Below are 23,580 nucleotides of genomic sequence, written 5' to 3'. Positions count from 1 at the left end.
CATAGTTTTGGCGGTAAGTTCGTTTTAGTTTTATAAGATGATGTTTAAGTCTGCGCTTGCGTTTATGCTAATGTTTTTGAACTTTCAGCCTCAAATGGTCATGCAGGCAGATATTGCTGATGAGTTAGCTGTAAAATTTAGGCAAGGTAACTCTAAAGAAATTGCGAAAAGTTTTGCTACGTCTATAGAATTGATCATTATTGATCAAGAAGATGTATATAATAAAGCACAAGCTGAACAGATTCTTAAAGATTTTTTTCTTAAAAATCCGCCCAATAAAACGAGTATTATCCATAAGCTTACCAATAACCCCAATTATAGGTTAACTATTCTTTCCCTTACTTCTAAAACCGAGAAATTTAGGGTAACTATTACCATGAAAAAAGTTTCTAATAGTTTTTTAATCACAGAGTTACGTATAGAACAGGATAGCTAGTTCTATAATTAATATGCATTTTGCTATTTTTGTGGCAAAATTATATCGTTTTGGATAAGAAACTTATTGATCTGTTTATAAAAAATGCAATTGCTGAAGATATTGGAGATGGTGACCACACCTCTTTAGCTTCAATACCTCTAGGTACGCAAGGTAAAGCCAAACTTATTGTTAAGGAAAAAGGAATTTTAGCGGGTGTTGAGCTTGCATTGGCCATCTTTAACCAAATAGATTCTTCACTAAAAGTGGAAACTTTCTTGAAAGATGGTGATGAGGTAAATCTGGGCGATATAGCTTTTACCGTTCATGGCAGTACACACGCCATATTACTGGCCGAACGTTTAGTGCTTAATTGTATGCAGCGCATGAGTGGCATTGCTACGCAAACAAATCGCATTGTAAAACGTTTGGAAGGTTACAAGACAAAAGTATTAGATACAAGAAAAACAACACCAGGGTTACGTTACTTGGAAAAATGGGCGGTAAGAATTGGTGGTGGCGTAAATCATCGTATGGGGCTATACGATATGATTTTGATTAAAGATAATCATGTAGATTACGCTGGTAGTATTGCAAATGCCATTAATCAGTCAAACGCCTATTTAAAAGATACTGGAAAGCAACTTCAAATAGAAATAGAGGTTAGAAATTTGGAAGAACTGAAGCAAGTACTGGCCATTGGTAAGGTAGATAGAATTATGCTCGATAATTTTGAGCTGCCCTTGTTGAAACAAGCTGTAGAGCTAATTGATGGCAGGTTTTTAACTGAAGCTTCTGGTGGAATTTTAGAAGAAAACGTAATTGATTATGCCGCGTGCGGTGTTGATTTTATCTCGATGGGGGCATTGACCCATTCTGTAAAAAGCTTGGATTTGAGTTTGAAGGCTTTTTAATATGGGCAGCAGATTTCTAATCTTTTCGAGAACATTTTTTTTATTATCATTGTAGGCTGATGATTTCAATCTATTCTATTTCTGCACTTATTGCTGCCTACCTTTTGGGGTCTATACCTACGGCGGTTTGGTTAGGGCAGGCCTTTTATGGTATCGACGTACGCGAATATGGCAGTGGAAATGCGGGAGCTACAAATACTTTTAGAGTTTTAGGGAAAAAACCGGGTATTGTGGTAATGACCATTGATATCATGAAAGGCTTTACAGCAACTAAGCTCGCTTATTTAATTGGACTTTCGGTAACAGGGCCGCAATACTCTGCACAATTTGTTAATTACGAATTGGCCCTTGGTGTAATTGCGGTAATGGGACATTTGTTTCCAATTTTTGCAGGTTTTAGAGGCGGTAAAGGTGTAGCAACGCTATTTGGGATGATTTTAGCGGTAAACCCGTGGGCCGCCCTGCTTTGTGTAAGCGTGTTTATTGTGGTGCTATTAACCTCAAAATACGTTTCTTTAAGTTCTATTTGTGCAGGTTTTGCTTTTCCTTTAGGTACGGTTTTTGTTTTCCAGTCATCGGTAAAATCAGAAGTGCTGTATAGCATCTGTGTGTGTGTGCTTATTTTGGTAACACATCAGAAAAATATAGAGCGTTTACTTAAAGGAAAAGAATCTAAAGTGTATCTATTTAAAAAAAAACAAGCCTAGGCCAAAAGCTACAAACAAAATTTACTTTAAAGAGTTATTTGTTTAGGCAATAATTTTAAAATCATGAAGAAGGTTATATTTTTAGGAATGGCAACAGCAATATTGGCCATGTCCTCGTGCTCTACGGTGCCATTAACCGGACGTAGCAGATTAAGTTTGGTAGATGATACTCAATTGCAGCAACAAGCCGCTATTGGTTATGCACAGTTAATGAGCAATCCGCAAACTAAGGTGGTATCAACTACTTCGGCAAACGCCCAAATGGTAAAACGTGTAGGACAAAAAATTGCTGCTGCCGTTACACAGTATATGAACCAGAATGGTTATGGCGATCAAATTGCTAACTACAAATGGGAATATAACCTAATTGACAGTAAAGAAATAAATGCTTGGTGTATGCCAGGTGGCAAAATAGCTGTTTATACAGGAATTTTGCCAGTAACTAAAGACGAAGCTGGCCTGGCCACGGTAATGGGACACGAAGTTGCCCACGCTATTGCACAACACTCGGCAGAAAGGGCATCGCAAATGACAGTAGCGCAAGGTTTAGGAACAGTAGTGGGCGTAGCAAGTGCTAACTCAAAATATGCTGATTATATTAATGCAGCTTATGGTATTGGCGGGCAGTTAACTATTTTAAGTTATGGTAGAAACCAAGAGTTAGAAGCAGATAAAATGGGGTTGGCATTTATGGCAATGGCTGGCTATAACCCAACCAATGCGGTTGACTTTTGGCAAAGAATGGCGCAAGCTAGTTCTGGTTCTCAAAAACCACCTGCTTTTTTAAGTACCCACCCGTCTGATGCCGCTCGTATTGCACAAATACAAAAAGATTTGCCAGAGGCAATGAAATATTATAAAGGGAAATAGTAGTCCCCAACCGCTAAAGGGGAGTTTTTTGAAAATGTTTTGCAAGATTTTTTGCAAAGCATTTTTGATTTTAGGTTTTGGAAGCCTCTTTAGGAATTGGGGTTAATACACTCATTATGGCAGATGCTTTCAACAAGCACTCTTCGTATTCTTTTTCTGGTTCAGATGCATAGGTAATTGCTCCGCCAACCTGAAAAGATAGGTATTGTGCCGCTGCGTTGTATAGGATGCTTCTAATTACTACGTTAAAATCAAAATCGCCATTTGGAGTAATATAGCCAAAAGAACCAGAATAGGCGCCCCTTTTACTCCTTTCATATTTATCGATCAATTGCATGGCACGCAATTTAGGTGCTCCCGTCATCGATCCCATTGGGAAAGTATTTTTAAGGGCATCTACAAAATGAATATTTGGAGAAAGTTCGCAACTAATGCTAGAGATCATCTGGTGTACTTGTGGAAAGCTGTATATCCCGAACAATTCATCAACTTTAACGCTTCCTTTTACAGCACTTTTAGTCAGGTCATTTCTAACTAAATCTACAATCATTACATTTTCTGCCTGTTCTTTTTGGCTGTTTTTTAAGGTGGTTTTTATGTGTAGGTCTTCTTTTGCATTGGTGCTTCTTTTGGCTGTGCCTTTAATGGGTTGCGAAGTAAGCGTGTGGCCTCGTTTTGATAAAAAGCGTTCTGGCGTTGCCGATAGGATGTATTTATCCTTTATTTTAAAGAAACCAGAGAAAGGAGTTGGAGAGATTTCTTTTAACCTGTTGTAGGTGTATAGCGGATCTATGGTTGCATTTTCGGCGAAAAATTCCTGGCAAAAATTTATTTCGTAAACATCCCCTCGTTTAAGGTGCTGTTTAATCTTTTCTAAACTACTTAGGTACGCTGTTTTGGTAAATCTACGCTGAATATTTAAACGGTTGTTTGCAGGTTCAGTTTTATGAAATGCTAGGTTGTTAATTTTTTCTATGATGCTTTTTTCACCTTTAAGGACTTGTATATTGTTATCCTTGATAGCAATTAAATGTGTTGGAATAAAAAAGTACAAATCTGGGAAGCTTAAATTATCACTAGTTTGATGTTGAAGTTCTTCGGTTTCATTTTTTAGCTCGTAACTGAGCAGGCCAAACATCCACGCCTTGTTTTCATCAACAAAATTTTTTAAGGATGAAAAAGCATTGCCAACCGAAGTAGTTAGTTCTTTTTCTACACCGAAAGCAATTAAGCAATCGTAATTACCATATTTGTCTGGGTAATTATGCGAATCCAGGTAACAACAAACATCAAAGTTTGATGCGTATTGAAGTGCTTTTTGTTTAAAATTAGAAATTTCCTCAGCAGTCATCGGTCTTTTTCGTACTATACGAGTTTGAGTAGCACCTAACGATAGGCAGCAAGCAAAAATAGAATGTATTAGCTCAAAAATGAATATTTTCTAAATAAAAATCCCCCGATAAACTACCGAGGGATTCTCTTTATCTAAAGAAACTACTTTAGTGTTAATGTCTGTTTTCTATCCGGCCCAACCGATAAAAACTTGATTGGAACTTCTAATTCTTTTTCCAAGAACTCAATGTAAGCATTTAATTGAGCCGGAATTTGAGCTGTTGAAGTAATGCCGGTTAAATCTGTTTTCCAGCCTTCAATTGCTTTTAATACAGGTTTAGGCTGTACAGTAATAATATCGTAAGGCATGTAATCGATAGTTTGCCCATCGTGCTCGTAGTGTGTACAGGCGTAAATGGTATCAAAGCCATCCAGTACGTCAGCTTTCATCATAATTAACTCGGTAACACCGTTTAACATGATGGCATATCTTAATGCGGGCAAATCAATCCATCCGCAACGGCGAGCTCTACCTGTTGTAGCGCCAAACTCATGACCTACGGCACGTAAAGTTTCGCCAGTTTCGTCGAACAATTCGGTAGGGAAAGGGCCGCCACCAACTCTGGTGCAGTATGCTTTGAAAATCCCATAAACATCGCCCACTTTATTAGGGGCAATACCTAAACCAGTGCAAGCGCCAGCGGTAGTAGTGTTAGAAGAGGTGACAAACGGATACGAACCAAAATCAACATCTAGTAATGCACCTTGAGCACCTTCTGCCAATACTTTTTTACCTTCTTTTAAATAACCGTTTACAAAGTGCTCGCTATCTACATGCGGAATTGATTTGATAAACTCAATGGCTTCGAAAAATTTGGCTTCTTTTTCTGCCAAGTCATATTCAAATTCGTAATGAGAAAGAATTTCTTTGTGCTTTTGTACAAGTTTCTCGTATCTTTCTTTAAAGTCTGGCAGGGTAGTGTCGCCAACGCGGATACCATTTCGGCCGGTTTTGTCCATATAGGTTGGGCCAATACCCTTTAACGTAGAGCCAATTTTGCCGGCACCCATTTTTTGCTCGTTAGCAGCATCTAATAACTGGTGAGTTGGTAAAATTAGGTGTGCTTTACGTGCTAAAACTAATTTTCCTTTACCCACTGGGTCATGCCCAGCGGCTCTCAAATTATCTAACTCCCTTTTTAAAATGATAGGGTCAATTACTACACCGTTACCAATAAGGTTCATGGTTTTTTCATTGAAAATACCCGAAGGAATGGTGTTTAATACAAATTTTTTGCCATCAAATTCTAAGGTGTGCCCTGCATTTGGGCCGCCTTGGAAACGAGCTATTAAATCATATTGCGGGCTGAGAACATCAACGATTTTTCCTTTACCTTCATCGCCCCATTGTAGGCCTAGTAGTACATCTACTTGCGTCATTATAATAAATTAAGAGAATAATATTTGTTATTGTATAATTAGTGTGCTTTATTTTTAACAGCGGCGGCTGCGCCACAATCGAAACATACGCCATAAAGATTTAAAGAGTGATGTTTGATGTCGAATTTTAATAGCTCGCCAACCATGTTTTGGATTTGGCCAATACGAGGGTCGCAGAATTCTACTACCTTGCCGCAGTCTATACAAATTACGTGATCGTGTTGATGATAGCCGTAAGACTTTTCAAACTGTGCCATGTTTTTGCCAAATTGGTGTTTAGTCACCAAATCACAAGAAACCAATAGCTCTAATGTATTGTAAACCGTGGCTCTACTTACACGGTATTTTTGGTTTTTCATGTGTATATAAAGAGTCTCTACATCAAAATGATCGTCTCTTGAGTAGATTTCTTCTAAAATGGCAAAACGCTCAGGGGTTTTTCTTAAGTTTTTATTTTCGAGATAGGCTTCGAATATCTTTCTAACCAACTCGTTTGTATTCTGTTCAGACATAGTTTTAAACTCCATTCAAAGGTAATCAATAGATTACAGAGATTAAAGGATTATACAGATTTATGTTGATAAATTGCGCTATTGTTAAATTGTTTTGACGATTTGTTTAAATAGCCAGCTTGGTATTTAAAAATGGCTTTACCAAATTGTATGGAATTGTTATTGATGAATTGAACTGATAGTAGCGCCCATGTTCTGATTTGTATTTTTTATAATTTTTATCGGTTGCTTCAACTTCAAACTCGATACCGTTTTTGCGGAAACATAATAGCGCTACGGTTTGGGGTAGGTGGATGGTAATGTCTTACTGTAAGCTAAAGGAGCGTATTTTAATAGACGAATCGGAATAGATATTGATTTTCTCGCCGATTTGGTTGTACAGATTGGTAATTCTTAAACCACCACCACCAGGCTGTGCATATAGTTTGGTGGTTGCCAGCAAGAGGATGAATATGATGGCGATATTTTTCATCACCCTTATCTTGTTAGCTGATAATTATTTATTAAAAGTGATGGCGATAAATTTAGTCGCTTATTTAGATTCCGAATCATTTCAACGGTCAATTTACGTTTACGGTTTAAAATTTCAAGAACCCTACTTTTACTTCCAATTTCTTCAGTCAAATCAACCTGTTTTAAATGCATTTCTTCCATCCTTATTTTTATAGTCTCTATTGGGTCTGGAGCTTCAATTGGGTAATGTTTTTTTAATAACTTATTACAAATACAGTACGATGTTCTTGATTTGGGAACTTTTTTGATAATTATTCTTTTCCTTTATAATTCATCGATTTGTTCAAATGCTAATTCTGTGTCATGTAATGATTTTACTCGATAGCAAATGAACATGTCTTGAATAAAATTTACGCATCAAACCTTGTAACACCAGTTATCCCTTTTACATCCAGTAAATTTTTAATCAAATTATCTAAATGTTCTTTGTCGTTTACAAAAACTTTAATGGTGCCGTCAAAAATACCATCGTTGGTGTCAACTGTAATAGATCTAATGTTTACATGAAAATCGTTAGATATTACCTTTGTTAAACTATTGATCAAGCCCACATCATCAATTCCTACAATACGTAAACCGGTTAAAAAGCTTAATTCTTGTTGCCTGTTCCATTTGGCTTTTACTATTCTATAACCGTAGTTAGCCATTAGTTGTGCCGCATTGGGGCAATTGGTACGATGTATTTTTATGCCTTCGTTAACGGTTACAAAGCCAAAAACATCATCGCCAGGTATTGGGTTGCAACAAGCTGCTAAAGTGTAGTCTATTTTTTGTAAGTCTTCGCCAATTAATAATACATCAGATTCTGGACCTTTTACCTTTTTTAGCAAAGCATCAATACGTTCGTTGTCGCTTACTTTTTCATTTCCCCTGTTCTCAATTTCTTTCTCGCTTGCAACGTATTCTCTAAGGTCTTTTAGCTCTATTTTTCCGGTAGCTACAGCTATAAACAGGTCTTGGGTAGATTGAAGTTTAAAGAAATAGCTTAATTTGTTAAGGTTATCGGTGTTGTAGGTAATCTTTAACGATTTCAGTTTGCGTTCCAATAATTCTTTACCTTCTTCTGCAATTTTACGTTTTTCTTCTTTTAAGGATGATTTAATTTTAGATTTGGCCTTAGCCGTCATCACAATGTTAAGCCAATCTTCTTTGGGTGTTTGCTTGCTCGAAGTAATAATTTCTACTTGATCGCCATTTTGCAGTTTATACGAAAGTGGTACTAATTTGTGGTTCACTTTTGCCCCAATACACTTAGCGCCAATATCGGTATGTATTTCGAAGGCAAAATCTAACGCCGTTGCACCCAAAGGCAGTTGTAGTAAGGCCCCTTTTGGCGTGAAAATAAAAATCTCATCAGAAAATAGGTTCATTTTAAAATCATCCAAGAAGTCTAAAGCGTTAGATTCCGGGTTGCTCAGCATCTCACGTACCTTTTGTATCCATTGGTCTAGGCCATTATCGTTGTTAGATTCTTTATATTTCCAGTGTGCCGCAAAACCTTTTTCTGCAATTTCGTTCATGCGTCGTGTTCTTATTTGCACTTCAACCCATTGTCCTTTTGGACCCATTACCGTAGTGTGTAAGGATTCGTAGCCATTTCCTTTGGGCGATGACACCCAGTCGCGTAAACGATCGGGGTTTGGACGGTAGAGGTCGGTAACAATAGAGTAAGCTTTCCAACAGTCTGCTTTTTCAGTTTCTGGTGCACTATCTAATATAATTCTAATGGCAAACAAATCATAAACCTCTTCAAAAGGAATATTTTTTTTCTTCATTTTATTCCATATCGAATGGATAGACTTTGGCCGCCCGTAAACATTGGCAACTAAACCTTGCTCTGCTAAAATATCGTTAATAGGTTCTACAAAACTTTTAATAAAGGCATTTCTTTCGGCTTTTTTCTCATTAAGTTGGGTAGCGATAAATTTATAGGTGTCGGGCTCTAAATATTTCATTGCCAAATCTTCCAGTTCCGATTTTATGGCATACAAGCCCAGTCTGTGGGCTAAGGGAGCATATAAATAGATTGTTTCCGAAGCTATTTTCAGTTGCTTTTGGCGAGGCATGAAATCCATGGTACGCATATTATGCAACCTGTCTGCCAGTTTAATTAAAATTACCCTTACATCATCGGCAAGAGTAAGCAACATTTTTCTAAAATTTTCTGCCTGTAACGAACTGTTCGTGTCAAAAACGCCAGCTATTTTGGTCAAACCATCAATAATTTTAGCGGTTTTCTTACCAAACTCACGCTCAATATCTTCTAGGGTAATATTGGTATCTTCTACCACGTCGTGCAATAAGGCACAAACAATAGAGGTTGTTCCTAATCCAATTTCTTCGGCAGCAATTTGTGCTACCGCAATAGGGTGGTATATGTAAGGTTCGCCAGATTTGCGGCGCATGTCTTTATGGCTTTCCAGCGCCATGTCAAACGCTTTGCGTATTTCTTTTTTATCTCCACGCTGTAAAGTGGATTTACAGGCACGCAACAAAGCCCTATATCTTTTAAGTATCTCTTTTTTTTCAGCTTCTAAATCTATAACTAGCGTGTTCTTCATTTGTTTTTTGTAGGTAAATTTATGATGATTTTTAAACTATAATGTACTATATTAGATTGTGGTTAAAACTAATGTATAAAAATAGCTTTAACTTTGAATAGGCATAAATTTATGAAATTTTATCGTTTTTTTGCACTTTCAATTGTCATGATTGCTACTCTTGGGGCAAAGGCGCAAGATAGCACATCGAATGCTATTTGGCCAAAATTAGGTAAAAATGATACTATTCGTGTAGCTGCTACCAACGATGGTGGTTTGATGATACCTTGGATAGGATTAAAAGAGGTTGTGATTTTTGGACAACGAGTTTGGAAATCGCCACAAGAACAAGCTGCCTATAATAGATTGAGGTACAATGTACTAAAAGTAATTCCCTATGCGCTTTTTGCCAAACGCAGATACGAACAATTAGAACGTGATTTGGCTTTAGTGTCCGACAAAAAAATACAAAAGCATTTGGTAAAGGAGTGCGATCAGGAAATAAAAAAAATGTTTAATACCGAAATAAAGGAATTAACCATTACACAAGGACAAATATTAACTAAATTAATTGATAGAGAGGTTGGACGAACAACTTATGACATTGTGAAGGAAACAAAAGGTAAATTTGCGGCGTTTTCTTACCAATTGGTAGCAAGAGTTGTAGGCCATAACCTAAAAAGTACTTATAGTATGCAGGAAGATAGAGATATCGAATCGATCATTAGAAGCTCTGGCTACTATCAGTGAATTTAAGATATGAATTTAAAACCAACGGTATATCCATTTAAAGCTCGTCTTGTTGATGGAAAAGAAAAAAACTTGGTCGATTACAAAGGTAAAGTATTGTTGATTGTGAATACGGCTTCGGGTTGTGGTTTTACGCCCCAGTTAAAAGAATTACAACAAATTAGAGAAGAATTTTCTGCAGATGATTTTGAGGTTTTAGGCTTTCCTTCTAATGATTTTGGTAAGCAGGAGCCCTTAGAAGGTAAGGCCATTGGCGAGTTTTGCGAAGTAAATTATGGGGTGCAATTTCCGGTGTTCGATAAGGTGATGATTAGGGGCAAAGAAGCTCATCCGCTATTTAAGTTTTTGGCCGATAAAAAACTAAATGGAAATTTAACATCTACCCCTCGTTGGAATTTTCATAAGTATTTGGTCAATAAAAAAGGAGAGGTGGTAGAGTATTTTTATCCTTTTACCAAACCAACTTCATCAAAAGTAAAGAAGAAAATACAACGATTGCTATTGGAAAATTACTGAACTAGAAACCGATGTTAAAAGATTATTCGGTATTCATTAATTCAAGTATTCAAAATTAATTTTATGAAATTAGATTTATTGGTTTTGGCCGTTCATCCAGATGATGCAGAACTGGGATGTTCGGGTACCATTATTAAACATATTACACAAGGGAAAAAAGTAGGTATAATAGATTTTACCAAAGGCGAACTTGGTACAAGAGGAACGGCCGAAACGAGAACAGAAGAATCTAAAAATGCCACTGCAATTATGGGCATACACGTTAGGGAAAACATAGGAATTAGGGATGGTTTCTTTAAAAACGATGAAGAACATCAACTAAAATTGATTAAGATGATTCGTAAATACCAGCCCGAGATTGTTTTAACCAATGCTTTATATGATCGCCATCCAGATCATGGAAGGGCCTCCGATTTGGCAAATGATGCCATTTTTCTATCTGGCTTGAGGAAAATAGAAACTTCGATAGACGGAATTTCGCAACAGCCTTGGCGACCACGGCTAACATTACAGTATATTCAAGATACTTACATTAAGCCCGATATAATTATTGATATTTCTGCACAAATGGAACAGAAAATTGAAGCGATAAAAGCATTTAAAACTCAATTCAATAGTCCCGGTGAAGACGAGCCGCAAACCTATATTTCTACGCCAGCTTTCTTACAGTCGGTAATTGCCAGAGCCAGAGAAATGGGTAAAAATATAGGCGCAGAATATGGCGAAGGTTTTACTTCAAGAAAACTTTTGGGGGTTGATAGCTTGTTTAATTTGAAGTAAGTAATTATCCAGAGGCCAACAATTTCGGTTGTTTGTTGTTGTTTAAAGTAGAAGTGAGCAAAACTGTATGAATGGTTTTAAATTTTAACTATTTACTTATACTAACTAATGGCCAATCTATTTTCCTCTTTAAAAAACGCTTATCAATTATTTAGAAGTATAGATTTTCAGCAATTGGATGTACTCTCCAAAAAAGTTGATTTACCGAAAATGGTGGAAGCGATCGCTAATCTCGATGAAAAACAATTACAAGGTATGATGAAAATGATGGGCGGAAGTTCTCGAAAGAGAGCATTACCACATATCGAGGGAGATTTTTATCAACTAGGGGAAGAAGCGTTAAACGAAGAGGATAGGGCTTTACAATTAAAAGTGAGGACTTTCTTAGAAAGGGAAGTAAAGCCAATAGTGAACGATTATTGGTTACGGGCCGAATTTCCGTATGAGTTAATTCCAAAAATTGCCGAATTAAACATTTGTGGCTTAACTTATAAAGGTTACGGTTGTGCCGGTAAATCTAACTTAATGGAAGGGATTTTAGCTATGGAATTAGCTAGGATCGATACTTCTATTTCGACATATTTTGGTGTTCAAAGTGGTTTGGCTATGGGCAGTATTTATTTGCTCGGCTCTGAAGAACAAAAACAACAATGGTTACCTTCTATGCAACAGTTTAAAACCATTGGCGCATTTGGCTTAAGCGAACCCGAGGTGGGCTCTGGAGCGGCAGGAGGATTGACAACTACCGTAAAAAGAAGTGGAGATAAATGGATTATCAATGGACAAAAGAAGTGGATTGGTAATGCTACATTTTCAGATATTACCATCATCTGGGCCAGAGATTTAGATGATAACCAGGTAAAGGGGTTTTTGGTTAGAAAAGGTACACCAGGATTTTCAGTAGAGAAAATGCAAGATAAAATGGCACTGCGTATTGTTCAAAATGGTTTAATTACCCTGAAAAACTGTGAGGTAGATGAGGCAGATAGGTTGCAAAATGCAAATTCTTTTAAAGATACGGCCAAAGTATTGCAGATGACTAGGGCAGGAGTAGCATGGCAGGCGGTGGGATGTGCCAGAGGAGCTTACGAAGCAGCGCTGGCTTATACACAAAAACGTAAGCAGTTTGGTAAACCTATTTCCTCCTTTCAGTTAATCCAAAATCATTTGGTAGAAATGTTGTCTAATTTAACTGCCATGCAAACGCTATGCTTTAGGTTGTCGCAATTGCAGGATCAAAATTTATTAACTGATGAGCACGCTTCTTTAGCCAAAGTTTTTTGCTCTATGCGAACTCGCGATGTAGTAAGCCGTGCCAGAGAAGTAATGGGCGGAAATGGTATTTTACTAGAATACGATGTAGCTCGGTTTGTAGCAGATGCTGAGGCTATTTACTCGTACGAAGGAACCAAAGAAATCAATACTTTAATTGTTGGTCGTGCTATTACGGGTCATTCTGCCTTTATTTGAGGTTTGCAGTGTCTGGCTCGGGCTAACAAGTACAGTTTAACGAAATGGCCACCTTACTAAGCCTACATTGCCCATGGCACTTTTTTCGTATAAGGCAAAACAATTGTTATTGAATTTGTTGTCAAAATTGATATCGCCAGGCGAAAGTTTTGACGGTACTTCTTTACCCTCTAAAAAGTAATAAACTTTGGTATTGCCGTATTTGTTGTGGGGCATCAAATCACCATATTCTTTTAGTTGCGCTTGTGTTGTATCTTTAACAGTTACCGAGTAAATACGCTGTACTGGGCCAGTGTTGTTTTCATTTCTGTAGCTCCCTACTTCGGCAAAGCCTCCCTTTAAATCTTCTATCCCCGATTGTGTAAAAGTGTCTTTTAGCATCCAACCAATAAGAGCTAAAACAAACAATAGAAGTCCGATTTTTTTCATGTTTCGAATTTAATAGAAATTGACTTTTGGTTTGTAGAAAGTAAGTCATGAAATATATAAACCATTAAGAAGCTCAGTTTAGAGCACTCTTAATGGTTTATAAAAAGAAAGTAGCAACCAAAATAGCTGCGTAAATTTTACAAAGTCGGTAATATTTTATGCATTACTGCTATTCCCTCGTCAATATGTTGTTCCTCTATGCAAAGTGCGGGCCTAAAGCGGATAGTTTGGTTGCCACATCCCAGAAACATAACATTGTTTTCCATTCCTTTTTCAATAAACTTGTTCCTCATGTCCTTATCAGGAAAATCAAAAGAACATAATAATCCTCTGCCTCTAATATTACTCATTTTGTCGTATTTGTTAGCAAGCTCGTGCAGTTGGTTTTTTAGGTATGCGCCTACATGAGCTGCATTTTCACAAAGTTGGTCTTCTTCCACAATATTTAAAATTTGGGTAGAACGTACCATATCAACCAAATTACCACCCCAAGTAGAATTAATTCGAGAAGGCACATTAAAAACATTTCCTTCAATTTCATCAACTTTATTGCCAACCAAAATGCCACATATCTGCATTTTTTTGCCAAAGGCGATAATATCTGGTCTGGCTTTCTCGCTAAAATGTTGATGGCACCAAAACTTGCCGGTTAAACCTACGCCAGTTTGTACTTCATCATAGATTAGCATTGCTTCATTTTCATCGGCCAGTTGGCGTAATTTAATTAAAAATTCTTCCCTGATATGGTTGTCTCCTCCCTCAGATTGTATTGGCTCGATAATGATGGCGCAAATGTCATCTTTGTTGTCGGCAAAAGCTTGCTTAATTTGTGCAATGGAAATAGCTTCGGTTTCTTCGGCGGTTCTTAAGTTATCTTCATTTAAAGGAAACTTAAGCTGTGGTGTACTTACCCTTGGCCAATCGAATTTCGCAAACCACTTAGTTTTATCGGGTAAGGTATTGGTTAAACTTAAAGTATATCCGCTTCTTCCGTGAAAAGCTTTTTCAAAATGGATTACCTTAAAGCCTTTTTCCTCTTTATAACCTTTTACGAAGTTTTTTTGCACTTTCCAGTCCATGGCTACTTTAAGTGCATTTTCTATGGCCAAAGCGCCGCCTGCAATAAAAAAGGCATGGGGCAAATAATTAGGAATGCCCACACGAGAAAAGGTGTTTACAAACTCTGCATATTGTTGGGTATAAACATCGGAGTTAGATGGGTTTGATAGCGCAGCAAGCAGTAGGTTATGTTTAAAAGCCTCGTCATTAACCATTTTTGGATGATTATAACCGAGCGGAACTGAAGCAAAGCAGGTGAAAAAATCGAGGAGCTTTCGGTTATATTTAGAGTCGTAAATATAAGCACCGTTACTTTTTTCCATATCGTAGGTAAGGTCGTACCCGTCGGCAAGGATATGTTTTTTCAGTGTTGATTTAACTTGGTTTGGAGCTACACTTAATTGATACATAGATTTAGGTTTTTGGTATAACTCAAATTTATATAAATGTGTCTAAAAATCAAATCTAGGCGGTTTTTGAACCCCGAGTTCAAAAACTAGGTTTAAACAGTTTAAAGTTAGATTTTGATGGCAACTTTCACGGTAGTTGAAAAATGTGGAAAAAATGTTTTCAGGAAATCTTCGAAAACTCGTCAATCATTCCGAGAATTCCGAACAATCCACCGGTGTGGATCGCTAATATTTTAGCATCTTTTGAGATCTGCTTGCTTTCTATTAAATCGTTTATGGCATAAAACATTTTTCCAGTGTAAACGGGGTCTATTAATACGCCAGTTTTTGAAGTAAAATCTTTAATAAATGAAATTAACTCAGGGGTAGTTTTTGCATAGCCACCAAAATGATAATCAGTATGTAAATGTAATTTCGTCAAGTTTTTTTCATATTTGAAAATCTCATCTTTGATGAAATCGCCACCCTTTAAAACAGGAACTATATGCAATTGAGTAGCTAAGGCTAGCTGATTGATGCCTTTTAATAAACCTGCTGCCGTTGTGCCTGTTCCTGCTGCACAGAAGATATAGTCGAATTGTTCAGTTAGCTCGTCAATAATTTCAGTGCAACCAATGGTTGCTTCCTCACTTGCACCACCTTCATCAATAAAATAGGCAGCTTTGTTGCTTCCAAAGTGCAATTCATATAATCTAGGCTTGTTTTTGTAACTTTCCCTATCAACAAAGTATAATTGCATACCAAATATCTTACAAAGCGATAGCATTGGGTTGTTTACTTCCTCGCCTCTAACAAATGCGGTTACTTGTAGATGATGCTTGGCTGCTGCTGCTGCGGCGGCCAATAAATGATTAGAATAAGCACCGCCAAATGTTACTAAATGATTTTTGTTTTTAGCAGCCGCATCTAATAGGATGTATTTAAGTTTACGCCATTTATTGCCCGATACGAAAGGATCTATCAGGTCATCTCTCTTGATAAAAAATGATGCGCTATTGTAGAGAATTTGATGTAGTGGGCTAGGTAACTGCATAAAAAAAGCTTCTCCAAAGAGAAGCTTTTTAAATCGGTTTTTAAAATTTTATTTTCCTATGCCTAAGCCAATACCTGCGTTCACGTAGTTATATTCTGAAAGCGTATAAGACGCATATAACTTTAATACGGCTAGTTTTAATTGAAAACCTGCACTAGCTTTTACGGCATTAATGCTTTTGTCGTCAATGCTAATTGGATTTTTTATACCATTTGTATCCATGTCATAAGTGCCTAGTGCATTAATTTTATGTTGTGCGGTGTTATATCCTAAACTGGCAAATGGCGTAAAGATGGCTAGTTTTTTAGAAATAATTGCCTCTGCACTAAAACCGCCAAATTCTGTTTTAAGAACTTGATCGTTGTACTTTCCGCTATTAACATCTAAAGGCAGCTCGTATTTTAGTTTGGTATAACCACCAGCTACAGCCAAATCAAAAGGAAGTAATTTGCCTGTTTTGCCAAGTATTAAAGGGAGTACCTCTACTTTAGCTCCAATGCCAAATAAACTAAATTTTCCATTTTCATTGAGGTCAATGGTTGGTGAGTATCGTAAAGAAACATCTATGTTTTTAGGCAAGCCTACGGTAAGTTGTACTTGTGGAGAAGGGATATAGTTAAAACCCATACCTTTGGGTAATTTGAATGGTTGCGGGCTCGATGCTGTAGTAGAAATCATCTCTACACCTTCTACATCGTCTCCCGTAACTGTAGGAGAAATAGTTTTTGAAGGATTGGTAGGTTTTAAGGTTTGTAGCCCTAAAGTACTTACATCAAAACTTTGGTCTTTTTTTGGAGACATTGCTGCGGTAACCGTTACTCTTAAATCAAAACGAAACGCACCAATACTTTTTGCAGAGTTTGCCCAACCCGAGTTTAACCCTAGGCCAAACCCTTTAAAAGCAGGAGCGGCATAGGCGTTAATTAATTTGGTTGCATCAGCCGGCGATCCTATTATTAAATCTCCAACCTCATCTTGTGCCATTAAATTTAAAGGCAACAAAAAAGCGCTAAATAATACCATATTCTTTAGCGCTCTAAATCTATTTTTCATGTTTATTTGTTTGATTATCAGATACGAAAATAAATCTTTCTAATCAAATAAGGAAAAAAATTGATTATTATTCTGAAGTTTTCGGATAATTTTTTCATACGCACATCATTAACTCGCTACCCACACTACAATAAATAAGCCAAATTGTTTTAAAGGAATATCATTTTGATAAATTACTTTTGTAGCATGGAAAATTTCGCAATAGGGCAAGAAGATGAAGAACAGGATTTATTTGAGCATTTTAATATTGTTGTAGATAAAGGACAATCGTTATTGCGTATTGACAAGTTTTTGATGCACCGGATAGAAAATGCATCAAGAAATAGAATACAAAACGCCATTGATGCCGGAAATGTACTGGTAAACAAGCAGCAAATTAAAGCTAGCTATAAAGTAAAGCCATTAGACGAAATTTCTATTGTTTATGCCCAGCCACCACGCGATACCGAAGTTTATCCGGAGGATATTGCAATTGATATTGTTTACGAAGACGATGACCTGCTGGTGGTAAATAAGCCTGCAGGTATGGTGGTACATCCTGGTTTTAATAATTATACCGGCACTTTGGTAAATGCTTTGGCTTTTCATTTCGAAAAATTGCCAACCTTGCCCGGTAACGACGGAAGACCTGGTTTGGTGCACCGTATAGATAAAGATACATCGGGCTTGTTGCTCATTAGCAAGAACGAAATTACCATGACTAAATTGGCTAAACAGTTCTTCGACCATAGTATTACCCGAAAATATGTAGCTTTAGCCTGGGGCGATATTGAAAATGATGGTAGGATAGAAGGTTACATTGGCAGAAGCCTAAAAAATAGAATTATACAAGAGGTATATGACGATGAAGAAAAGGGTAAATGGTCGGTAACTAACTACAAAGTTTTAGAACGTTTAAACTATGTAACCTTGGTAAGCTGTCAACTAGAAACAGGCCGTACCCACCAAATTAGGGCACACATGAAACACATCGGACATCCACTATTTAGCGATGCCACTTATGGCGGCGATAAGATTTTAAAAGGAACTACGTTTACTAAATACAAGCAATTTGTTGCCAACTGTTTTGAGTTGATGCCGCGTCAGGCCTTACATGCGCAAATCTTGGGCTTTGTACATCCAACCACACAAAAGTATATGGAATTTGAGGTACCAATGCCAGCAGATTTTGAATCAGTATTAACTAAATGGCGTAATTATATAGCTTAAATGTCGCAGTTTATTTTATTTAACGACCAGTTTTTAGCCAACGATACCGCTATTTTGAAAGTTAGCAACCGAGCTTTTAAGTTTGGGGATGGTTTTTTTGAGAGTATGCGGATGTGCAACGGAAAACTACAATATCCAGAATTACACGCCGACCGAATAAAAGCAACCATGAAAGCCTTAAAAATGGATGGCTATAATTTGTTAGACGATTATTTTTTGAAGCAAAAAACCGCAGAACTAGCACGTAAAAATAAAACTCAAGGCAATGCCCGTTTCCGGTTAACTATTTATAGGCAAGGCGAAGGCCTTTATATGCCCGAAACCAATAAAGCAGGCTATTTATTAGAGGCAAAACCATTAGAAACACAAGGTTACGAGTTTAATAAAAAAGGTGTTATTATAGATGTTTACGATGAGATTACTAAACCCATCAATAAACTTTCCAATTATAAAACTACCAATTCTCTGCCTTTTGTAATGGCGGCTATTTATCAAAAACAGCATCGTTTAGACGAGGTTTTGTTACTTAACCAAAATGGTTTTTTGTGCGAAAGCACCAGTTCAAACCTCTTTGTAATTTATCAGAACCAAATTTATACGCCAGCACTCTCCGAAGGCTGTGTGGGCGGTGTAATGCGCAATGTAATTATGCAATTGGCCAAACAACACCAATTGCCATTAATAGAGGCACAGATTAATCCGCAGATCTTAAACGAAGCCGAAGAAGTTTTTTTAACGAATGCCGTAAACGGTGTACGTTGGGTTATGGGCTATGGTCGTAAACGCTATTTTAACGAAATAGCAAGGGCATTTAGTGGTTGGTTAAACCAATCTATCTAAGTTAAAAGTAGAAATTCAAAAGTAAAAAGAAAGCAGATCATTTATTTTGGAGTGAAAAACAATGTCTTTCGCTACTGGCAATAGCAGTCCTTCTTCCCGCTATAATCTTTTTGTCCTCCGTTCTACGTCATTTCGAACGTATGTGAGAAATCTAAAATTGGAGTGGCTATATAACAGATTTCTCCTCATTCTTCGTCGAAAATGACACAACAAAAAGTATTCCGCTACAATAAGGTTTAATTAACTTCTTGTATTGGCACTTCGGCAAAATCGCCATTCTTCCTCCATCGACCGGAAGATGAGCCAATCAAAATTAGGTGCAGCAATTACAATGTCATCCATCGGAAAATCGTAAAGCTGCTCGGCATGCTCAACAATAGCTCTTAGTTTTAGTTTTAATACGGGAGTATAATATAAATACATGAAATAAACTTCCATATCTAAATTAACACCAAGTTGCTGTGCAAAATCTTGTATAATGCCATTAGGACTGTCAGAAATTAACTCGGGCGAGCTACCATTGGGCATAAACCTTAATGGGTAGTTTGACGGAAAAGATCTGTAAAGCTCGCTAAAAATATTCCTTTCGTCATCCGTATTTAACTTCTCTGTATCGAAATTAAACTTGCTAAAAGGCTCGGTTGCCATTCGCTTTTCCCAAAAGCTTATCTCGTCTGGAGTTACATTAGCCAATTGGACCAGTTCGTGCGCAATATTATTAGCTGCAAAAACGTCATAAATCTCTAACCAATGTAAAAAATGCGCATCAATAAATTCATCAACCTTTATCCGAAGTTGTAGTTGTTTTCTCTTGGCTGCTAAGTTTTGTTGCTGGTTCTCATCCATTTTGTTAATTTACAATGAATTATTCAGCTATAATCTAACTCCCCTCAAAAACTCATCAACCTTCATCCGTTTTTTGCCTTCTAGCTGTAGCTCTAATAAGTTAATATAGCCATTGTTGGTTGCAAACTTTAAAAAAGTTTTACCATCTGTTTCAAATATGCCGGCTGCTGTTTTAGGTGTGGTAGCTTCTTTCTCTACTTTAAAAACTTTTAAAGTTTTTTCATTTAAAAAAGTAAAGGCAGTAGGATAGGGGCTTAACCCTCTAATATGGTTATATACTATGTTGTTGTCTTGTTTCCAATTAATTTCACAGAAATCTTTGAAAATTTTAGGGGCAAATTTCAGCTCCGTATCCATTGGCTGCGGTACTTCGGTGTAATTACCCTCTTCAATGGCTTTTACCGTTTTTACTATTAATTCTGCACCAATGTTCATCAATTTATCATGAAGTGTACCCGCAGTATCTTCTTCCGTAATTGGGGTGCTAGTAGAAAAAATTACATCGCCAGTATCAATTTCGTGCTTTAAAAAGAAGGTAGTTACGCCACTTTCTTTTTCTCCGTTTATAATGGCATGATTAATAGGGGCCGCACCTCTATATTGTGGTAACAAAGAGCCATGCAAGTTAATCGTTCCCTTTGGTGGCATGTTCCAAACTACTTCTGGCAGCATTCTAAAAGCCACTACTACCTGTAAATCTGCGTTTAAAGCTTGTAATTCGGCAATAAATTCGGGGTCTTTTAGCTTTAGAGGCTGTAAAACCTTCAATCCGTTTTCTACGGCATATTTTTTTACGGCACTTTCATTTAACTTTTGTCCTCTGCCGGCAGGTTTATCCGCCGCTGTAACTACGCCCACAATATCAAAGCCTGCATTTTTCATTGCATTTAACGATGCCACTGCAAAATCAGGCGTACCCATAAAAACTATTTTCATCTTCTTGATTTACGATTTTAGATTTACGATTTAATCTAGCGCTTGGTAAGCAACTGGCGGCAGTCTTTCGGAAATCTGACTTCGGACTACTTAAAACTTCATTGCCCTGTCCAACTCACGTTTGCTATCCCTTTCTTTAATGCTGTCGCGTTTGTCGAACTCTTTTTTACCCTGTGCTAAAGCTATCTCCATCTTGGCAAAACCACGTTCATTAATAAAAATCCTTAGCGGAACAATGGTGAAACCTTTTTCCTCTCCTTTTATTTTTATTTTTCTTAGCTCTTTCTTTTGTAATAATAAAACCCTGTCTCGTTTAATATCGTGATGATAAAAAGAACTATGGCTGTATTCGGAGATATGAAGGTTCCTTACATAAAGACTACTGCCTATAAATGTGCAAAAAGCATCGGTTAAATTGGCTTTCCCTTGTCTTATCGATTTTATTTCGGTGCCAAGCAGCGCAATTCCGGCTACATATTTATCTAAAATATTATAGTCAAAGTAGGCCCGCTTATTCTTTATCTGTATATCGTTAGGCATGGTACAAATATCAACAATTATTAAGGATACCTGTAACTATTTGTTAGAAATATTAGTTTTTTTAATAAAATTCTGTTTGTTGTTTTTTTTTTCTAAATTTATTTTTAGATTTGTCTAAATATATATTTAAATAGAGCTAATATGTTGCGAAGACTAATACTTATTTTCAGTTTGTTACTCCTGTTTACAACATCTTTTGCACAAGATTTGGTAATAAAAGGGAAGGTAACAAGTAATAGTAATGTTGTTGCTAAAGCCAATGTGCGTTTGGTAGAAATGCAACGCTCTACACAAACCAATGTTGATGGAGAATTTGGTTTTGTTGTACTAAAGGCAGGTAGCTACCACCTAAGAATTACAGCTGTGGGCTATAAAACACAATTGAATAAGGTTGATATTTCTTCGGATACGGTATTGAATTTTAATTTGATAGAACAAAAGGAAGATTTAAAAGAGGTGGTAATTACCGGAACACAAAAGGAAGTGAATAGGCTAGAAAGTCCAGTTCCGGTAGAGATATACACCGCTAAATTTTTTCAGAAAAACCCTACCCCAAGTATTTTTGATGCACTGCAGAACATCAATGGTGTTCGCCCTCAGCTCAATTGCAATATTTGTAATACCGGCGATATTCATATCAACGGATTGGAAGGCCCCTATACGATGGTGATGATTGACGGAATGCCGATTGTGAGCAGTCTTTCTACTGTTTATGGACTGTCTGGAATTCCAAGTTCGTTGGTAGAAAGGGTAGAAGTAGTTAAAGGCCCTGCATCTTCGCTGTACGGTAGCGAAGCTGTAGGTGGTTTAATCAATATCATTACTAAAGATGTAAGTAAAGCACCTTCTTTAAGTGCCGATTTTATGACTACGAGTTACCTAGAGCATAATCTTGATTTGGGATTTAAAGCCAAAATTCATCCTAAAGTGAATGTCTTAACTGGAGTAAATTACTTTAAATATGGTAATAAAATAGACCAAAACCATGATAATTTTACTGACGTTACTCTGCAAGATCGTATTTCTGTTTTCCAAAAATGGAATTTTAGTAGGAAAGAAAATCGTTTGTTCTCTTTAGCAGGGAGGTTCTTATATGAAGATAGATGGGGTGGTGAGATGAATTGGACAAAAGCTCATCGTGGTGGCGATGAAGTTTATGGCGAAAGTATTTACACCAAACGTTTTGAGGTGTTAGGGAATTACCAATTGCCAATTAAGGAAAAGATGTTCTTCGCTTTTTCGTTGACAAACCATAATCAGGATAGTCGCTATGGAGAAACCTCTTACATCGCCCAACAAAATATTGCCTTTTCGCAACTTACTTGGGATAAAAAGTTAGGTAACCACGATTTACTCTTTGGTACGGCTTTGCGTTATACTTACTATAAGGATAATACAGTCGCAACTTTTTCGCAGCCAGAAAATACTTACCTGCCAGGCATATTCACTCAAGATGAAATCAAATTAGCACAAAAGCATTCGTTGTTGTTGGGAATGCGCTACGATTATAATTCTAACCACGGCAATATTTTTACACCTCGTTTTGCTTATAAAATCAATTTTAATGAAACGAGTATTTTAAGATTAAACGCTGGAACTGGTTTTAGGGTGGTCAATATTTTTACAGAAGACCATGCCGCCTTAACAGGAGCTAGAGAGGTAGTGATAGAAAACGATTTAAAGCCAGAGAAAACTTATAATGTAAATTTGAACTATCTGAAAAAGCTTTACGCTACCAACGGTAATATCTTCACCTTTGATGTTTCAGCATTTTATACGCATTTTACTAACCGTATTGTGGCAGATTACGAGACCAATACTAGCCAGATTATATACGATAATTTAGACGGTTATGCGGTAAGTAAGGGTTTAACTGGTAATTTAGATGTGTCTTTAAATTTTGGTTTAAAACTAAATGCAGGTATTACTTTGCAGGATGTTGGTTTGATAGAAGACGGTATAAAAATGCAACAAATCCTTACCGAGAAATGGTTGGGAACTTGGTCGGTTTCTTACCTCATTAACAAACTAAATTTAGGAATTGACTACACTGGAAATATTTACGGACCGATGCGTTTACCATTGTTAGATGAGCTACGAGATCCACGTCAACCTCATTCGCCAGTTTGGAGTTTGCAGAATATTCAATTTACGTATCGTGGGTTTAAGAACTTGGAAGTATATGGTGGCGTAAAAAACTTGCTGAACTTTAAGCCAACTCGAAATAACCCATTTATTATTGCTAGAGCTAACGATCCGTTTGACAAGCAAGTGCAATTTGACCCTAATGGAAATGCAGTGGCTATGCCAAATAATCCTTATGGTTTAACTTTTGACCCCAGTTATGTTTATGCACCAAACCAAGGTATAAGAGGTTTTTTTGGTTTAAGGTATAATTTGAGCTAGGTTTTTTTTTAGTTGCGGATTACAAATCCGCTGATAAGACTTCCAGATTACAAATCTGTA

Annotated in this window: 24 protein-coding genes; 11 read left to right on the top strand and 13 right to left on the bottom strand. The window is 36.9% G+C overall.

Features of this window, described 5'->3' with window-relative positions; translation table 11 throughout:
* Positions 1 to 37 precede the first annotated feature (37 nt).
* From B3I52_RS09765 to B3I52_RS09750, 4 genes are all read left to right on the top strand, one after another.
* Entirely contained in the window at positions 38 to 436 is a 399-nt protein-coding gene (locus B3I52_RS09765; RefSeq protein WP_293300800.1) for a DUF4783 domain-containing protein, read from the top strand.
* 50 nt (positions 437 to 486) lie between these two features.
* Positions 487 to 1,329, top strand: coding sequence for a carboxylating nicotinate-nucleotide diphosphorylase (nadC, locus tag B3I52_RS09760; protein WP_293300798.1), 843 nt, complete (start codon positions 487 to 489; stop codon positions 1,327 to 1,329).
* A 59-nt stretch (positions 1,330 to 1,388) separates the two neighbouring features.
* Positions 1,389 to 2,036 carry a glycerol-3-phosphate 1-O-acyltransferase PlsY gene (plsY, locus tag B3I52_RS09755; RefSeq protein WP_293300796.1) on the top strand — a complete coding sequence of 216 codons (648 nt, stop codon included), beginning with the start codon at positions 1,389 to 1,391 and terminating at the stop codon, positions 2,034 to 2,036.
* Between the two features lie 63 nt (positions 2,037 to 2,099).
* Entirely contained in the window at positions 2,100 to 2,906 is an 807-nt protein-coding gene (locus B3I52_RS09750; protein ID WP_293300795.1) for a M48 family metallopeptidase, read from the top strand.
* A gap of 70 nt (positions 2,907 to 2,976) precedes the next feature.
* Here B3I52_RS09750 and B3I52_RS09745 read toward each other — a convergent pair whose 3' ends face one another.
* The 6 genes from B3I52_RS09745 to B3I52_RS09720 all read right to left on the bottom strand — a co-directional run bounded on the left by B3I52_RS09745 (position 2,977) and on the right by B3I52_RS09720 (position 9,264).
* The gene (locus B3I52_RS09745; protein ID WP_293300793.1) at positions 2,977 to 4,257 is read right to left on the bottom strand and encodes an anthranilate synthase component I family protein; all 1,281 of its coding nucleotides are present in this window, start codon (positions 4,255 to 4,257) and stop codon (positions 2,977 to 2,979) included.
* 143 nt (positions 4,258 to 4,400) lie between these two features.
* Complete coding sequence (locus tag B3I52_RS09740) at positions 4,401 to 5,678, bottom strand: adenylosuccinate synthase (protein WP_293300791.1); 1,278 nt, start codon at positions 5,676 to 5,678, stop codon at positions 4,401 to 4,403.
* Positions 5,679 to 5,716: 38 nt separating this feature from the next.
* Positions 5,717 to 6,190 carry a Fur family transcriptional regulator gene (locus tag B3I52_RS09735; RefSeq protein WP_293300789.1) on the bottom strand — a complete coding sequence of 158 codons (474 nt, stop codon included), beginning with the start codon at positions 6,188 to 6,190 and terminating at the stop codon, positions 5,717 to 5,719.
* A gap of 304 nt (positions 6,191 to 6,494) precedes the next feature.
* Positions 6,495 to 6,662 (bottom strand): hypothetical protein, encoded by a 168-nt coding sequence (locus B3I52_RS09730; protein WP_293300788.1) that lies wholly within the window; start codon positions 6,660 to 6,662, stop codon positions 6,495 to 6,497.
* A gap of 5 nt (positions 6,663 to 6,667) precedes the next feature.
* Positions 6,668 to 6,844 (bottom strand): helix-turn-helix domain-containing protein, encoded by a 177-nt coding sequence (locus tag B3I52_RS09725; RefSeq protein WP_293300786.1) that lies wholly within the window; start codon positions 6,842 to 6,844, stop codon positions 6,668 to 6,670.
* Positions 6,845 to 7,053: 209 nt separating this feature from the next.
* Positions 7,054 to 9,264, bottom strand: a complete 2,211-nt coding sequence (locus B3I52_RS09720; RefSeq protein ID WP_293300785.1) for a RelA/SpoT family protein — start codon at positions 9,262 to 9,264, stop codon at positions 7,054 to 7,056.
* 147 nt (positions 9,265 to 9,411) lie between these two features.
* Here B3I52_RS09720 and B3I52_RS09715 point away from each other — a divergent pair, with 147 nt between their 5' ends.
* From B3I52_RS09715 to B3I52_RS09700, 4 genes are all read left to right on the top strand, one after another.
* Positions 9,412 to 9,993: a DUF4294 domain-containing protein gene (locus B3I52_RS09715; RefSeq protein WP_349678678.1), complete on the top strand. Its 582-nt coding sequence runs from the start codon at positions 9,412 to 9,414 to the stop codon at positions 9,991 to 9,993.
* A 9-nt stretch (positions 9,994 to 10,002) separates the two neighbouring features.
* Positions 10,003 to 10,509 carry a glutathione peroxidase gene (locus B3I52_RS09710; protein WP_293300761.1) on the top strand — a complete coding sequence of 169 codons (507 nt, stop codon included), beginning with the start codon at positions 10,003 to 10,005 and terminating at the stop codon, positions 10,507 to 10,509.
* 63 nt (positions 10,510 to 10,572) lie between these two features.
* Positions 10,573 to 11,289: a bacillithiol biosynthesis deacetylase BshB1 gene (gene bshB1 / locus B3I52_RS09705; protein WP_293300759.1), complete on the top strand. Its 717-nt coding sequence runs from the start codon at positions 10,573 to 10,575 to the stop codon at positions 11,287 to 11,289.
* A 108-nt stretch (positions 11,290 to 11,397) separates the two neighbouring features.
* A complete protein-coding gene (locus tag B3I52_RS09700) occupies positions 11,398 to 12,759 on the top strand; it encodes an acyl-CoA dehydrogenase family protein (RefSeq protein WP_293300757.1) in 1,362 nt (453 codons plus the stop codon).
* A 36-nt stretch (positions 12,760 to 12,795) separates the two neighbouring features.
* Here B3I52_RS09700 and B3I52_RS09695 read toward each other — a convergent pair whose 3' ends face one another.
* The 4 genes from B3I52_RS09695 to B3I52_RS09680 all read right to left on the bottom strand — a co-directional run bounded on the left by B3I52_RS09695 (position 12,796) and on the right by B3I52_RS09680 (position 16,743).
* Positions 12,796 to 13,188: a hypothetical protein gene (locus B3I52_RS09695; RefSeq protein ID WP_293300755.1), complete on the bottom strand. Its 393-nt coding sequence runs from the start codon at positions 13,186 to 13,188 to the stop codon at positions 12,796 to 12,798.
* 137 nt (positions 13,189 to 13,325) lie between these two features.
* Complete coding sequence (lat, locus tag B3I52_RS09690; protein ID WP_293300753.1) at positions 13,326 to 14,657, bottom strand: L-lysine 6-transaminase; 1,332 nt, start codon at positions 14,655 to 14,657, stop codon at positions 13,326 to 13,328.
* Between the two features lie 160 nt (positions 14,658 to 14,817).
* Positions 14,818 to 15,690, bottom strand: a complete 873-nt coding sequence (locus B3I52_RS09685; RefSeq protein WP_293300751.1) for a 1-aminocyclopropane-1-carboxylate deaminase/D-cysteine desulfhydrase — start codon at positions 15,688 to 15,690, stop codon at positions 14,818 to 14,820.
* Between the two features lie 48 nt (positions 15,691 to 15,738).
* Positions 15,739 to 16,743, bottom strand: a complete 1,005-nt coding sequence (locus tag B3I52_RS09680; RefSeq protein WP_293300749.1) for a DUF6588 family protein — start codon at positions 16,741 to 16,743, stop codon at positions 15,739 to 15,741.
* A 186-nt stretch (positions 16,744 to 16,929) separates the two neighbouring features.
* Here B3I52_RS09680 and B3I52_RS09675 point away from each other — a divergent pair, with 186 nt between their 5' ends.
* Positions 16,930 to 17,952: an RluA family pseudouridine synthase gene (locus tag B3I52_RS09675; RefSeq protein ID WP_293300747.1), complete on the top strand. Its 1,023-nt coding sequence runs from the start codon at positions 16,930 to 16,932 to the stop codon at positions 17,950 to 17,952.
* Positions 17,953 to 18,792 (top strand): aminotransferase class IV, encoded by an 840-nt coding sequence (locus tag B3I52_RS09670; RefSeq protein ID WP_293300745.1) that lies wholly within the window; start codon positions 17,953 to 17,955, stop codon positions 18,790 to 18,792.
* 240 nt (positions 18,793 to 19,032) lie between these two features.
* On the opposite strand, the gene B3I52_RS09665 is transcribed toward B3I52_RS09670, so the two are convergent.
* From B3I52_RS09665 to smpB, 3 genes are all read right to left on the bottom strand, one after another.
* Complete coding sequence (locus B3I52_RS09665) at positions 19,033 to 19,638, bottom strand: hypothetical protein (protein WP_293300744.1); 606 nt, start codon at positions 19,636 to 19,638, stop codon at positions 19,033 to 19,035.
* 27 nt (positions 19,639 to 19,665) lie between these two features.
* The gene (gene fmt, locus B3I52_RS09660) at positions 19,666 to 20,574 is read right to left on the bottom strand and encodes a methionyl-tRNA formyltransferase (RefSeq protein ID WP_293300742.1); all 909 of its coding nucleotides are present in this window, start codon (positions 20,572 to 20,574) and stop codon (positions 19,666 to 19,668) included.
* A gap of 90 nt (positions 20,575 to 20,664) precedes the next feature.
* On the bottom strand, positions 20,665 to 21,114 hold the full coding sequence (smpB, locus tag B3I52_RS09655; protein WP_293300740.1) for an SsrA-binding protein SmpB: 450 nt from the start codon (positions 21,112 to 21,114) through the stop codon (positions 20,665 to 20,667).
* A gap of 141 nt (positions 21,115 to 21,255) precedes the next feature.
* Between smpB and B3I52_RS09650 the strand changes: the two genes are divergently transcribed.
* Positions 21,256 to 23,520 (top strand): TonB-dependent receptor, encoded by a 2,265-nt coding sequence (locus tag B3I52_RS09650; RefSeq protein ID WP_293300738.1) that lies wholly within the window; start codon positions 21,256 to 21,258, stop codon positions 23,518 to 23,520.
* The last annotated feature ends 60 nt before the right edge of the window (positions 23,521 to 23,580 follow it).

The organism is Pedobacter sp. UBA4863 (assembly GCF_002399615.1).
Taxonomy (GTDB): Bacteria; Bacteroidota; Bacteroidia; order Sphingobacteriales; family Sphingobacteriaceae; genus Pedobacter.
The sequence above is the reverse complement of the archived record's forward strand: the minus strand, read 5'-3'. Positions and strand labels throughout refer to the sequence as shown.

Excerpts from the sequence above, each read along its gene's own strand:
- B3I52_RS09765 (WP_293300800.1), top strand. The coding sequence starts at position 38 with ATGATGTTTAAGTCTGCGCTTGCGTTTATGCTAATGTTTTTGAACTTT.
- plsY (WP_293300796.1), top strand. The coding sequence starts at position 1,389 with ATGATTTCAATCTATTCTATTTCTGCACTTATTGCTGCCTACCTTTTG.
- B3I52_RS09750 (WP_293300795.1), top strand. The coding sequence starts at position 2,100 with ATGAAGAAGGTTATATTTTTAGGAATGGCAACAGCAATATTGGCCATG.
- B3I52_RS09745 (WP_293300793.1), bottom strand. The coding sequence starts at position 4,257 with ATGACTGCTGAGGAAATTTCTAATTTTAAACAAAAAGCACTTCAATAC.
- B3I52_RS09740 (WP_293300791.1), bottom strand. The coding sequence starts at position 5,678 with ATGACGCAAGTAGATGTACTACTAGGCCTACAATGGGGCGATGAAGGT.
- B3I52_RS09735 (WP_293300789.1), bottom strand. The coding sequence starts at position 6,190 with ATGTCTGAACAGAATACAAACGAGTTGGTTAGAAAGATATTCGAAGCC.
- B3I52_RS09730 (WP_293300788.1), bottom strand. The coding sequence starts at position 6,662 with ATGAAAAATATCGCCATCATATTCATCCTCTTGCTGGCAACCACCAAA.
- B3I52_RS09725 (WP_293300786.1), bottom strand. The coding sequence starts at position 6,844 with ATGGAAGAAATGCATTTAAAACAGGTTGATTTGACTGAAGAAATTGGA.
- B3I52_RS09720 (WP_293300785.1), bottom strand. The coding sequence starts at position 9,264 with ATGAAGAACACGCTAGTTATAGATTTAGAAGCTGAAAAAAAAGAGATA.
- B3I52_RS09715 (WP_349678678.1), top strand. The coding sequence starts at position 9,412 with ATGATTGCTACTCTTGGGGCAAAGGCGCAAGATAGCACATCGAATGCT.
- B3I52_RS09710 (WP_293300761.1), top strand. The coding sequence starts at position 10,003 with ATGAATTTAAAACCAACGGTATATCCATTTAAAGCTCGTCTTGTTGAT.
- bshB1 (WP_293300759.1), top strand. The coding sequence starts at position 10,573 with ATGAAATTAGATTTATTGGTTTTGGCCGTTCATCCAGATGATGCAGAA.
- B3I52_RS09700 (WP_293300757.1), top strand. The coding sequence starts at position 11,398 with ATGGCCAATCTATTTTCCTCTTTAAAAAACGCTTATCAATTATTTAGA.
- B3I52_RS09695 (WP_293300755.1), bottom strand. The coding sequence starts at position 13,188 with ATGAAAAAAATCGGACTTCTATTGTTTGTTTTAGCTCTTATTGGTTGG.
- lat (WP_293300753.1), bottom strand. The coding sequence starts at position 14,657 with ATGTATCAATTAAGTGTAGCTCCAAACCAAGTTAAATCAACACTGAAA.
- B3I52_RS09685 (WP_293300751.1), bottom strand. The coding sequence starts at position 15,690 with ATGCAGTTACCTAGCCCACTACATCAAATTCTCTACAATAGCGCATCA.
- B3I52_RS09680 (WP_293300749.1), bottom strand. The coding sequence starts at position 16,743 with ATGAAAAATAGATTTAGAGCGCTAAAGAATATGGTATTATTTAGCGCT.
- B3I52_RS09675 (WP_293300747.1), top strand. The coding sequence starts at position 16,930 with ATGGAAAATTTCGCAATAGGGCAAGAAGATGAAGAACAGGATTTATTT.
- B3I52_RS09670 (WP_293300745.1), top strand. The coding sequence starts at position 17,953 with ATGTCGCAGTTTATTTTATTTAACGACCAGTTTTTAGCCAACGATACC.
- B3I52_RS09665 (WP_293300744.1), bottom strand. The coding sequence starts at position 19,638 with ATGGATGAGAACCAGCAACAAAACTTAGCAGCCAAGAGAAAACAACTA.
- fmt (WP_293300742.1), bottom strand. The coding sequence starts at position 20,574 with ATGAAAATAGTTTTTATGGGTACGCCTGATTTTGCAGTGGCATCGTTA.
- smpB (WP_293300740.1), bottom strand. The coding sequence starts at position 21,114 with ATGCCTAACGATATACAGATAAAGAATAAGCGGGCCTACTTTGACTAT.
- B3I52_RS09650 (WP_293300738.1), top strand. The coding sequence starts at position 21,256 with ATGTTGCGAAGACTAATACTTATTTTCAGTTTGTTACTCCTGTTTACA.